This is a genomic window from Paenibacillus pini JCM 16418 (assembly GCF_000576305.1).
Taxonomy (GTDB): domain Bacteria; phylum Bacillota; class Bacilli; order Paenibacillales; family Paenibacillaceae; genus Paenibacillus_AQ; species Paenibacillus_AQ pini.
This window is the reverse complement of sequence record NZ_BAVZ01000003.1, coordinates 344,253-356,462: the sequence shown is the minus strand read 5'-3', so window position 1 is coordinate 356,462 and position 12,210 is coordinate 344,253. Positions and strand designations below refer to the sequence as shown.

The window sequence follows — 12,210 nt, the reverse complement described above, 5'->3', positions numbered from 1 at the left end:
TACAATTCTATGAATCCTTTGCAGAGGATTCTAGAGAACGCGTCTTGCTTTCAAATATGTTTTCTTCCAGTTACCTGAGTTCAGATTAGAAATGGTGACTCCAGGTGAACCATACGTATGAAGAATTTTACCGTTTCCAGCGTAAACAGCGACATGAGTTACGTTTTTACCGTTTGCTCTGCTTCCACTCGAGAAGAAGACGAGGTCTCCTGTTTGCAAATTAGCTTTAGATACGGCCACTCCAACTTTGGATTGGGCAGCGGATGTGCGCGGCAAGGTAACACCATATTTTTTGAAAATATATTTCGTAAATGAAGAGCAGTCAAATACTTTAGTTGTGCTTGTAGATGCTCCGAATTTGTAAGGAACGCCCATAAAATTTTTACCGTAATTCACTACTTGTTGACCGCTAACAGCAGACACCTTTGCAGTAGCTATGGAATCAGATGAAGCAGCTTCTGTTACATCAGCACCGGTTGCGATCATTGTGGTAAGGCCAATAGATGCACAAAACCCTACGGTGACTAATTTTTGGATAAGTTGTTTTTTCTTCATGTTGTTATACCTCCAAATTTCGTTTTCTTTCAGGCTCGTTTCCAAGTATAACAGTTTTGTAACATCTAGTAACCACCTAAAATATGGGTAATGCCCATTAAATGTTGTTGCATCAAGGGTTTGACAGTCATTATTAAAATTTGATTAAAAGTTACAAGTCATTAATATTGTAAGATTATGAACATCTAATAGACAAAAAAATAACCCTTGATTTATCAAGGATTATTATGATTTATTTAATCTTTATCGAGTGAAATTTAGTTACAAAATTGTTATATTTAAAAGAAAAGATAGATTTTCAATCTTTACTTTGAATAATTAGAAGTAAACCACTCTCAACGTTGACGATACCTTCATGATCCGTCAATTGATTACTGATACCTAAGGACTCTCCTAATCGTAATGTTGCATTATTCAATGGATATTGGAAACCTTCTAATGTAATACCCGTTACTTCTGGAGTCATAGGCAGAAGGGATACGTAAGTATAGCCTTGCTTTTGGACAACTGCCTTTGAGCCAGTGAGTGTTATAAGGTTGTTGCGATCCATTAATGCACAGGAAATATGATGCTGCAATGCGCGATTGAGCATTTGCACATTCGCTAATGTATGATCAAGCCGCGTTCCAGTAACACCTATCATTAAAATTTCCTCAGGTTGTTCTTTTAACGCATAGTCAAAGGCCATTTCACTATCGGTTAGGTTCTTATCTATAGCATCACAGGAAATAAGTTGATCGCTATAAGATTTAATGACTTCTAAATCCTGCAAAGAAATGGAATCGAAATCCCCAACAGCTAAATGAGGCTTAATATCATGTTGCACTAGAAATAATGCGCCTCGATCAGCGCCTATAATAAAGTCTCCCTCACGAAGTTCTTCTAAATAATGAGGAAACAAGTCTCCTCCAGCAAAAATAACGACTCGCTTATGCTCCATACTCATGACCTCCTATTCAATAATCCTTCTACTATAGTCACGTATATTCACTCTAATTTCATCATATGAGAATGTCATTTAAGTATAAAACAGATTTCTATGTTGCACAATCTAGCTGGCCGCGGCTACAATGGGAAAAGCATATGTAAAAGGAGAGGTAAGATATATTTGGACATGCATGTTTTTGAAGTATTCAGTATTATCGGAACCATTGCATTCGCAATGTCAGGCGCTTTTGTAGCGATGGAAGAGAAGTATGACATTCTCGGTGTTCTGGTACTGGGCCTAGTCACGGCTTTTGGCGGCGGTGTTATTCGTAATGTATTAATTGGCGTCCCCGTTACAACACTATGGCATCAGGGTACCTTAATTAAACTCGCGATCATTTCCATCCTTATCGCCTTTGTACTACCTCTTGCTTGGATTAGGCATTGGAAAAAGACAGAGGCGCTATTCGATGCTATTGGTTTATCTGCCTTCGCCATTCAAGGTTCAATCTACGCAACACAAATGCATCATCCTTTGAGCGCGGTGTTGGTGGCTGCTATTCTGACCGGAATTGGTGGGGGGATTATTCGTGACCTGCTAGCGGGTCGTAAACCACTTGTTTTACATGATGAAATTTATGCAGTATGGGCAATGCTCGCTGGACTTGTAATGGGACTTGGATGGATCCAAACGACATGGCAGGTCGTAGCGTTATTCATTGCTGTAGTGGTTTTCCGAATGTTCTCCGTATTTTTTAAATGGAAATTGCCAAGAAGAGCACTCGAATCCAATTCATATCTCACACCTGTCACATCTAACAAAAATGATCTCGAAACGAAGAATTGAAAAATATTAGAAAAGCTCAAAGGAAGGAAGTTATCATGATATCTGTTTTATTCGTTTGCTTAGGTAATATTTGCCGTTCACCAATGGCTGAAGCCGTATTTCGTAATAAAGTGGCCTGTGCAGGTCTTGATGCAGAAATCACAACCGATTCTGCGGGAACAGGAGACTGGCATATTGGTAAAGACCCGCATGAAGGTACCCGAAGAATGCTGGATCTTAATAAAATTAGTTATGAAGGAATGAAAGCAAGACAAGTTACAAGCGGAGATTTCGAAGTATTTGATTATATGGTTTGCATGGATAACAGCAATTTGTCTAACTTGAGAGATATTCCGGGTGGAGAAGATGCTACGATTATTAAATTCATGGATCTTTTACCAGGTCATGATCTTCAAGAGGTTCCAGATCCATACTTCACTGGTAATTTTGAACAGGTATATGAGTTAATGAATACGGGGTGTGAGGCTCTTTTAGACATCATACGCACCGAAAAATTGAAATAAGATGACATTTTAAAGAGGCATCCTGTACCGCTTTTCATGAAAATTATATGTAAGCGCGGTTATTGTTTTTCAGAAATAAAGGTGAACCTGAGTATGAAATCGGTAGTTTTTAAACTGCGATTTCGCTATTGGTTCACCTTTTTCTTTGTTTAGTGGCTTGTTAGGCGCGTAAGAAGTATATTAATGCTTCAGGGAGTTCCTTCTGCCAAAAGCCCCAGATATGCCGACCATCCTTCTCCGCATATTGTACGGTTGCTCCACGATCGAGTAGCATTTCTTTCGTTTCTCGATTCAATTCCACGAAGTCAAACGTGCCATGATCAGTCTCGAAGTTCGTTTCCTGTAGTCCTACAATCATATAAATATCAAGCCAGGAGAGGTCATTTTCCTCAGCATAGATATGCTGTGACTCCTTGTAATAAGCGCCAGAAAGACTAATGACTTTCGTAAACAGTTGCGGATAGCGTATGGAGAGATGGAGAGAAACGCTTCCCCCTAATGAATCACCTGCAAGTATCCTTGAGGAACGTTCTTGGCGTGCGGGATACTTCTGTTCTATAAAGGGAATAATCTCTTCGGCGAAGCACCGCATATAGGAGTCAAATTTTTGGCCGAAAGGAGCGTATTCCTCTGTTCGAATGGAAGTATCTACCTCAACGCCCACAATAATAAATGGCTCAGCACCCTCATCAAGAATGAGCCGGTTAGCAATGGTCGCGATTCGACCGAAGTTAAAAAACTCTTCTCCATCCTGACAATATACAACGGGATAGCTAAGAATTTCATTATATCCTGGAGGTAAGTAAACACGTATATTGCGACTTTCATTTAGAAAATGGCTGTCCATTTGTTCTTTGATTATGGTGCGTTTTAGGTATCTTGAATCGGTCATAAATATTCACCTTTCAGAGATTAATTTTTGCTTTCCAGATTTCAATAAGTTAATATAACCATTGTTAAAGGTTAGTTCAAGTTATTGTCATTTTAAACACCGCTGTTATATAAGTATTCAACATCTGTTATATATACAAAATATATATATATCGAAATTTATACATGATTGCTTTGACGAATCTAATAAAACAGGTGTATAATAATTCTATAACAGCGGAACTTGATATTCAAATTTTTTTGTCGAGGTGAAGAGAATGAGCAAGGTTCCTTATGAAGTATATACCGAGGAAGTTGAAGCGCTTTCCGTGCTTTCTCCAGACGGTGAAATTATTAATGAAGATAAAATGCCTAAGCTTACCGATGACCAGTTGAAAGAAGTTATGTACCGTATGGTATTTACACGTACTTGGGATGATCGCGCAGTTAATCTTGGACGTCAAGGACGTCTTGGATTCTATGCTCCTGTATCAGGTCAAGAAGCAACAATGGTCGGCAGTGAATTTGCACTAGATAAAGAAGATTTTGTATGTCCGGGTTACCGTGACATGCCACAAATTGTTTGGCACGGATTGCCTCTATACCAAGCTTTCCTATATTCACGTGGACACCAACAAGGTGGAAACATTCCAGAAGGCGTTAATGTATTAATGCCGCAAATTATCATCGGTGCACAAATTTTGCATGCGATGGGTATTGCTATGGGTTATAAATTGAAGAAACAAAAACAGGTTGCTATTACGTATACGGGTGACGGTGGTTCTTCTGAAGGTGATTTCTACGAAGGACTGAACTATGCTGGTCGTTTTAAATTACCTGTTATTTTCTTTGTACAAAATAATGGTTATGCCATTACAACACCTTTTGCTAAACAAACCGCTGCTTTATCTATTGCCCACAAAGCAATCGCAGCAGGTATCCGTGGTGTAAAAATTGATGGTATGGATGTACTTGCAGTCATTAGTGCTGTTCAAGAAGCTGCTGAGAAAGCTCGTAACGGAGAAGGCGCTACACTGATTGAAGCTTTAACATACCGTTTCCGTCCACACTCCTTGTCCGACGATGCTACGAAGTACCGTACGAAGGATGAAGAAGGCGAATGGAATGCTAAAGATCCAATCGTTCGGTTTGCGAAATATCTAGAGAAGAAGGGTCTTTGGACAGAAGAAGATACCGCTCGCGTTAAAGATGAAGCTAAAGCTACAGTGAATGAGCAGATTAAGAAAGCTGAACAAACAGAGAAAATGACTGTTTCGGGCTTAATTGATAGCATGTTTGAGCACACGCCTAAACATCTTGAAGAGCAAAAGGCTGATTTCCAATAAATCGATTAACCAAGATATTTGCATTGTAACGTGAACAGCGAATGCTTAAGGAGGAAATGAAGCAATGGCACAAATGAATATGAAAGAAGCAATCCGCGATGCGATGCGCGTGGAAATGAAACGTGATCCTAATGTCATCGTATTCGGTGAGGACGTAGGTAACGTAGGCGGTGTATTCCGGGCTACAGAGGGTCTTCAGAAAGAATTCGGTGAGGAAAGAATATTCGATACGCCACTGGCTGAATCCGCAATCGGCGGTTTAGCAGTAGGTCTTGGTATTCAAGGTTTCCGTCCCGTAGCCGAAATTCAATTTGTTGGATTTATTTATGAAGCACTGGATCAAATGTTTGTACAAGCTGCACGTATGCGTTACCGTTCTGGCGGACGCTACAATGCTCCGATTGTTTTCCGCACACCTTTTGGTGGCGGAGTTAAGGCAGCCGAGCTTCACACAGATTCCTTGGAAGGTTTGGCAATTCAAACTCCGGGTATTAAAGTAGTAGTCCCTTCTAATCCTTACGATGCAAAAGGTTTGCTGATCGCAGCAATTCGTGATAATGATCCCGTGTTCTTCATGGAGCATTTGAATCTTTACCATGCATTCCGTGCTGAAGTTCCAGAAGATGATTACGTGGTTGAACTCGGTAAAGCGAACATCGTTCGTGAAGGAACAGACGTTACCATTATTACTTACGGTATGATGGTTCACACTTCTACTAAAGCTGCTGATGAGCTTGAGAAGAAGGGTATCAAAGCGGAAATTATTGACCTTCGTACTTTAAGTCCACTTGATATGGATACTATTATTGCTTCTGTTAAGAAAACCAATCGTGCTATTGTGGTTCAAGAAGCACAAAAAACTTCTGGCGTAGCCGCTGAAGTTATTGCACAGATTAATGAGAAAGCTATCCTTCACTTGGAAGCTCCTGTTCTTCGCGTAGCGGGACCAGACACGATATATCCTTTTGCACAAATTGAAGATACTTGGCTTCCTACTCCAGCACGTATCATTGCTGCAGTTAATAAAGTCTTGGAATTCTAAACATAAGTAGTTATTTTTAGGAGGTAATATACGTGGCAAAGTTTGAATATCGGTTTCCTGAACTCGGCGAGGGTTTGCATGAAGGCGAAATTATCAAAATGCATATCAAACCCGGCGACAAAGTTACAGATGATGACATCATCATGGAAGTACAGAACGACAAGGCAGTCGTTGAAGTGCCTTGTCCTGTGAACGGTACGATTCTAGAAGTGTTAACCAAAGATGGCCAAGTTTGCCGTGTAGGCGAAGTTGTAGCTATCATTGATGCTGAAGGGGAAGTTCCAGAACAGGAAGCTCCTGCAGAAGATCATAAAGAACAAGAAGTTGATGCTGCTAAAGGCGGTGCCGATACGACCTCATCACCTGCTAAGAGCAGTCCTGAAGAAGCTAAAGAAGGCGGAGAAGCTAATGCTTCTACACCTGCTCCAGCTCCAAACAAAGACGTTCTTGCAACACCAAGTGTCCGTAAATTTGCTCGTGAACAAGGTGTAGATTTGTCACAAGTAAGTGGCACGGGCAGCAATGGTAAGATTACAAGAGAAGATGTTGAAGGCTTCAAGAACGGTGAAGGTCAATCTACTCCAGCTCCAGCAGCTGAAGAAAAAGCTGAATCTGGTTCAAAAGCTGCTGCTTCTACAGCTTCAAGTGCTCCTTCCGATGCTCGTAATGAAGAAGAGCGCGTACCTTTCAAAGGTATCCGTAAAGCAATTTCTAACGCGATGGTTAAATCTGCGTATACTGCTCCTCATGTAACCATCATGGATGAAGTGGATGTTACTGATCTTGTTGCTTTCCGTACTCGCATGAAACCTATTGCTGAGAAAATGGGAACTAAAGTGACGTACTTGCCTTTCATCGTCAAAGCATTGGTTGCGGCTTCCCGCAAATTCCCTGCTTTGAATGCGATGATTGATGAAGAAAGCAATGAAATTGTTTACAAGAAATATTACAACATCGGTATTGCAACGGATACGGACAATGGTTTGATCGTTCCTGTAATTAAAGATGCAGACCGTAAGAGCATATGGATGATTGCTGATAGCATCAGTGACCTAGCAGCACGTGGCCGTGAAGGTAAATTGGCTGCCAACGAGATGAGAGGTAGTACAATTTCTATTTCTAACATTGGTTCTGCTGGCGGTATGTTCTTCACACCGATTATCAACTTCCCTGAAGTTGCAATTCTTGGTACAGGACGTATTTCTGAAAAAGCTATTGTGAAGAACGGTGAAATTGTAGCTGCTCCAGTTATGGCATTGTCCCTTAGCTTTGACCACCGCATTATTGATGGCGCAACAGCACAAAACTTTATGAATTACATTAAATCGCTGCTTGGTAACCCTGAGCTGCTGGTTATGGAGGTATAAGATATGGTAGTAGGAGACGCTTCACTCGATATCGATACATTAGTAATTGGTGCTGGTCCCGGTGGTTATGTAGCTGCAATCCGCGCTGCTCAATTGGGCCAAAAAGTGATCATTGTAGATAAATCCGAAGTTGGTGGCGTATGTTTGAACCGTGGATGTATTCCTTCCAAGGCTCTCATCGCTGCAGCTCATCAATATGAATCAGCTCAACATGGCGAAGCATTTGGTGTAACGGTTGAGAACGTGAAAGTTGATTTCACCAAAACGCAAGAGTTCAAGGAGAGCGTTGTTAAGAAGCTTACTGGTGGTGTTGCTGGTTTGCTGAAAGGTAACAAGGTTGAAGTTTTCAATGGCGAATGTATGTTCATCAGCGAAAATGAAGCTCGTTGCTTTAACGAACATGAATCTCCACGTTACCGGTTCAAAAACTGTATCATTGCAACGGGTTCCCGTCCTATTGAACTGAAGGCATTCCCTTTCGGTGGACGTATTATGTCTTCCACAGAAGCGCTTAGCCTACCTGAAATTCCGAAGAGCCTAGTCGTTATCGGCGGTGGTTATATCGGTGCAGAGTTAGGTCAAATGTTCTCTAAATTCGGAACAAAAGTTACGATTATTGAAGGTTTAGATTCCGTTCTGAACGGTTTCGATCCAGATATGGTTAAACTAGTCGTGAAGAATATGACAAAAACCGGTGTTGAAATCATCACGAAAGCGAAAGCTGAGAGTGCTGAGCAAACCGAAAAAGATGTTACGGTTAAATACTCTGTAAATGGCGAAACTAAAGAAGTTACTGCAGATTACCTGCTTGTAACCGTTGGACGTCGTCCAAATACAGATGGTGACCTTGGACTTGATTTAGTGGGTATCGAAATGGACGATCGTGGTCTGGTGAAAGTTGACCATCAAGGTCGTACGAATAAACCTAATATTTTCGCAATCGGTGATATCGTAGCTGGTCCTGCACTAGCTCATAAAGCTTCTTACGAAGGTAAAGTAGCAGCTGAGGCTATTTCTGGAGAAGCATCTGCTGTTGATTACAAGTGTATCCCAGCTGTTGCCTTTGTTGATCCAGAGTGCGCAAGCGTTGGTTTGACAGAGAAAGAAGCTAAAGAAAAAGGACACAAAGTGAACGTTGCTAAATTCCCGTTTGCGGGTAATGGTCGTGCTTTGTCCCTAAACAGTCCAGACGGTTTTGTTAAGATGATTTCGGATGAAGAATCAGGTCTAGTGCTTGGTTGCCACATTGCTGGTATCGAAGCTTCCAACCTAATTGCTGAGCTTGGTCTTGCTATTGAAATGGGTGCAACTTTGGAAGACATCGCTCTTACCATCCATGCGCATCCTACACTAGGTGAATTGATTTCCGAAACAGCTGAACTTGCGTTGGGTAACCCAATTCATGTCATTGCACCTCGTAAAAAATAATGAACTTATAAATGATAATAGAGGAGAGTATGCGCAGCCTGCGTGTACTCTCCCTTTTTTTGATATATGAGGAAGTTACTCCAGCCTTAATTTACTGTTTATCAATCTGGCAACGCCATGGTAAACTATAACTTAGAGAGTTTTGAGATCAATAGATAAATGTAAACCATACGAGATAAATAGGTGAGTGGAGAGGTGGAACAAGCAATATGCGGAATTATTTAGATTTATTGAATGACATACTTGAGCATGGAACACCGAAGGAAGATCGGACGGGGACTGGCACAATCTCTGTATTTGGGCGGCAACTTCGGTTTGATTTAAATAAAGGGTTTCCTCTCATGACGACAAAGAGAATACACTTGAAATCTGTAATACATGAGTTACTGTGGTTCCTAAGTGGGGACACGAATATTCGTTATTTAAAGGAGAATGGTGTAACCATTTGGGATGAATGGGCTGATGAGAATGGTGATCTAGGACCTGTCTATGGTTCGCAATGGCGCACATGGGAATCTGCAGATGGAAATCGGATTGATCAGATTTCAAATGTAATCGAATCCATTAAACATAATCCGGATTCTAGACGTCATATCGTAAGTGCTTGGAATGTGGGCGAAATTGATCAGATGAAATTACCTCCATGCCACTTTGTGTTTCAATTCTATGTCGCAAATGGCAAGTTATCTTGCATGTTAACGATGCGTTCTGTAGATACATTCCTAGGACTACCTTTTAATATTGCAAGCTATGCACTATTGACTCATATGGTTGCGCAGCAATGTGGTCTTGAAGTAGGTGAATTTATTTGGTCCGGAGGAGACGTACACATATACTCTAACCATATGGAGCAGGTAAACAAGCAACTAGAAAGAGAACCTTACGAATTACCTCGTTTAATCATCAAACGAAAGCCAGAATCTATTTTTGATTACCATTTCGATGATTTTGAATTTGTTGATTATAAATATCATCCTGGCATCAAAGCACCCGTAGCAATTTAAAGAACGGGGCTAAGTAAAGGAGATTATTAGGATATGGGTATCACATTAATATGGGCAATGGGCGAGAATCAGGTCATTGGCAATAACAATATGCTACCTTGGCGTCTACCTCGGGATATGGCTTATTTTAAAGAGCAGACGATGGGGAAAAAGGTTGTTATGGGCCGTAAAACATGGGAATCTTTTGGTTCAAAGCCACTCCCGGGACGTACTAATGTTGTTCTAACTCGAGATTTGGATTACAAGACCACAGGGGCACAAGTGATTCATAATATCGAAGAAGCGATTGATTTCGCAGAGCATGAAGAAGTGATGGTCATTGGTGGAGCAGAGATTTACTTTCAGTTTTTGCCTGTAGCAGATGTACTTAAAGTTACGTTCATTGACGAACTGTTTGCTGGGGATACCTTTTTTCCGAAAGTAGACTTTGATCAATGGAAACTAGCTGAGGAAACGGAAGGGATAACGGATGATAAAAATCCATATAGTTATCGGTTCAGTACCTTTGTTCGTTAAGGATCAGATTGGATTCAAATGCGAAGTTAATGTTAAATAGTACAAATAAGTATGCGGATAATCCATTTAGTATTTTAAGAATGAAGTGCTAAAATAGTTGAAATATTGCAAGAAGTTAGCGGTAAATCGGAGCGGTCTCACATACTTTTGATAGTCCTGACCTTATGGACGATACTAGGTATGATTTCATATACAATAGAAGGCAACACGAAAAGAACGGATGGGGGAAAAGCGTCATGTCAACACCAACTGGTTTTATGGAGTATAGTCGTCAGCTTCCTGTGGATCGTGATCCTACAGAGCGACTTAAAGACTGGGAAGAATTCCATAAACATATGTCTGAAGAAGAGCTTCGGACACAAGGATCACGCTGTATGGACTGCGGCACGCCTTACTGTCATACCGGTATTGATATGGATGGAGGTACGTCAGGCTGTCCAGTTAACAATCTCATTCCGGAATGGAACAATCTGATTTACCGCGGCTTATGGAGAGAAGCGCTAGAACGTCTACACAAAACGAACAATTTCCCAGAGTTTACAGGGCGCATTTGTCCGGCACCTTGTGAAGGTTCATGCACGGTTGGGCTGATTGGTGAGCCCGTTACAATTAAGACGATTGAACAAGCTATTATCGATAAAGGGTTCGAGGAAGGCTGGGTGGTTCCGAACCCACCGCTGAACCGTACGGGGAAACGTGTTGCTGTTGTTGGCTCTGGACCCGCAGGACTTGCTGCGGCAGCCCAGCTGAATAAAGCTGGTCATAGTGTCACAGTCTATGAACGAGCAGACCGCATTGGTGGGCTGCTTATGTATGGTATTCCGGCTATGAAACTGGATAAAGGTGTCGTGCAGCGTAGAGTCGATTTACTTGAAGCAGAAGGTATTACATTTGTAACAAACACTGAAATCGGTAAAGACATTTCTTCGCAGCAACTGGTAGATGATTATGATGCAGTTGTGTTATGCGGAGGATCAACAAAGCCACGTGCATTTGAGATTGAAGGAAGTACTCTGAAGGGTGTTCATTATGCGATGACATACCTCAATGGAACCATAAAGAGCTTTCTTGATTCTGGTTTGGAAGACGGTCAATACATTTCAGCCGAAGGTCAGGATGTTATTGTTATCGGCGGTGGAGATACCGGATCGGACTGCGTGGCAACTGCACTTCGTCATGGCTGTAATAGTATTACTCAGTTTGGTACTCATACTAAAGCTCCTCTTGAGCGTGATCCAATTCAAAATCCTTGGCCACAGTTCCCAAATGTCTACACATTAGATTATGCGCATGAAGAAGCTAAAGCTTTGTATGGTCATGATCCTCGGGAGTTCTCCATTATGACGACTAAATTCGTTGGAGATGAAGAAGGAAATTTGAAGGAACTGCACACAGTGCAGATTCAACGGATCGTGGATGAAACGGGTCGTAAGATTTATCAACCACTTCCTGGCACTGAACGTGTATTCCCAGCACAAATGGCTCTTATTGCTATCGGTTTTGATGGTCCTGAACAGACGATAACGCAGCAACTGGGACTAGAATCCGATCGCCGTTCCAATGTAAAAGCTGTAAAAGGCCAATATAAGACGAATGTGGATAAAGTGTTTGCAGCTGGCGACATGCGACGTGGACAAAGTTTGGTGGTATGGGCAATTAATGAAGGGCGCGAGGCAGCTCGAGAAGTTGACAAGTATTTGATGGGCTCCACAGTGCTCGTATAGTATTACTTGACCTGAACTTATATCTTAATTCATTCAGAGGCCTTCCACTTGATTGTGGAAGGCCTCTTTTTCATATGCAGC

Annotated in this window: 12 protein-coding genes; 9 read left to right on the top strand and 3 right to left on the bottom strand. The window is 41.4% G+C overall.

What is annotated here, in order from left to right; all coding sequences use genetic code 11:
• Positions 1 to 30 precede the first annotated feature (30 nt).
• Together JCM16418_RS06955 and JCM16418_RS06950 are read right to left on the bottom strand one after the other, a co-directional pair.
• Entirely contained in the window at positions 31 to 555 is a 525-nt protein-coding gene (locus tag JCM16418_RS06955) for a C40 family peptidase (RefSeq protein ID WP_036647122.1), read from the bottom strand.
• Between the two features lie 298 nt (positions 556 to 853).
• Positions 854 to 1,495: a thiamine diphosphokinase gene (locus tag JCM16418_RS06950; RefSeq protein ID WP_036647121.1), complete on the bottom strand. Its 642-nt coding sequence runs from the start codon at positions 1,493 to 1,495 to the stop codon at positions 854 to 856.
• Positions 1,496 to 1,669: 174 nt separating this feature from the next.
• Between JCM16418_RS06950 and JCM16418_RS06945 the strand changes: the two genes are divergently transcribed.
• Both JCM16418_RS06945 and JCM16418_RS06940 read left to right on the top strand, forming a co-directional pair.
• Positions 1,670 to 2,329, top strand: coding sequence for a trimeric intracellular cation channel family protein (locus JCM16418_RS06945; RefSeq protein ID WP_052020106.1), 660 nt, complete (start codon positions 1,670 to 1,672; stop codon positions 2,327 to 2,329).
• Between the two features lie 35 nt (positions 2,330 to 2,364).
• Entirely contained in the window at positions 2,365 to 2,832 is a 468-nt protein-coding gene (locus JCM16418_RS06940) for a low molecular weight protein-tyrosine-phosphatase (protein WP_036647120.1), read from the top strand.
• A gap of 160 nt (positions 2,833 to 2,992) precedes the next feature.
• Here the strand turns inward: JCM16418_RS06940 and JCM16418_RS06935 are convergent, their stop codons facing one another.
• Positions 2,993 to 3,724: an alpha/beta hydrolase gene (locus JCM16418_RS06935; protein WP_036647119.1), complete on the bottom strand. Its 732-nt coding sequence runs from the start codon at positions 3,722 to 3,724 to the stop codon at positions 2,993 to 2,995.
• Positions 3,725 to 3,980: 256 nt separating this feature from the next.
• On the opposite strand from JCM16418_RS06935, the gene pdhA reads away from it, so the two are divergent.
• The 7 genes from pdhA (at position 3,981) to JCM16418_RS06900 (ending at position 12,129) form a co-directional block, all read left to right on the top strand.
• On the top strand, positions 3,981 to 5,048 hold the full coding sequence (gene pdhA, locus JCM16418_RS06930) for a pyruvate dehydrogenase (acetyl-transferring) E1 component subunit alpha (protein ID WP_036647118.1): 1,068 nt from the start codon (positions 3,981 to 3,983) through the stop codon (positions 5,046 to 5,048).
• A gap of 64 nt (positions 5,049 to 5,112) precedes the next feature.
• Complete coding sequence (locus JCM16418_RS06925; RefSeq protein ID WP_036647117.1) at positions 5,113 to 6,090, top strand: alpha-ketoacid dehydrogenase subunit beta; 978 nt, start codon at positions 5,113 to 5,115, stop codon at positions 6,088 to 6,090.
• Between the two features lie 32 nt (positions 6,091 to 6,122).
• Positions 6,123 to 7,457 (top strand): dihydrolipoamide acetyltransferase family protein, encoded by a 1,335-nt coding sequence (locus JCM16418_RS06920; protein WP_036647116.1) that lies wholly within the window; start codon positions 6,123 to 6,125, stop codon positions 7,455 to 7,457.
• A gap of 3 nt (positions 7,458 to 7,460) precedes the next feature.
• Positions 7,461 to 8,885 carry a dihydrolipoyl dehydrogenase gene (gene lpdA, locus JCM16418_RS06915; RefSeq protein ID WP_036647115.1) on the top strand — a complete coding sequence of 475 codons (1,425 nt, stop codon included), beginning with the start codon at positions 7,461 to 7,463 and terminating at the stop codon, positions 8,883 to 8,885.
• A gap of 209 nt (positions 8,886 to 9,094) precedes the next feature.
• Positions 9,095 to 9,889 carry a thymidylate synthase gene (gene thyA / locus JCM16418_RS06910; protein WP_036647114.1) on the top strand — a complete coding sequence of 265 codons (795 nt, stop codon included), beginning with the start codon at positions 9,095 to 9,097 and terminating at the stop codon, positions 9,887 to 9,889.
• Positions 9,890 to 9,922: 33 nt separating this feature from the next.
• On the top strand, positions 9,923 to 10,405 hold the full coding sequence (locus tag JCM16418_RS06905; protein WP_036647113.1) for a dihydrofolate reductase: 483 nt from the start codon (positions 9,923 to 9,925) through the stop codon (positions 10,403 to 10,405).
• A 236-nt stretch (positions 10,406 to 10,641) separates the two neighbouring features.
• Positions 10,642 to 12,129, top strand: coding sequence for a glutamate synthase subunit beta (locus JCM16418_RS06900; RefSeq protein ID WP_036647112.1), 1,488 nt, complete (start codon positions 10,642 to 10,644; stop codon positions 12,127 to 12,129).
• Positions 12,130 to 12,210 lie beyond the last annotated feature (81 nt).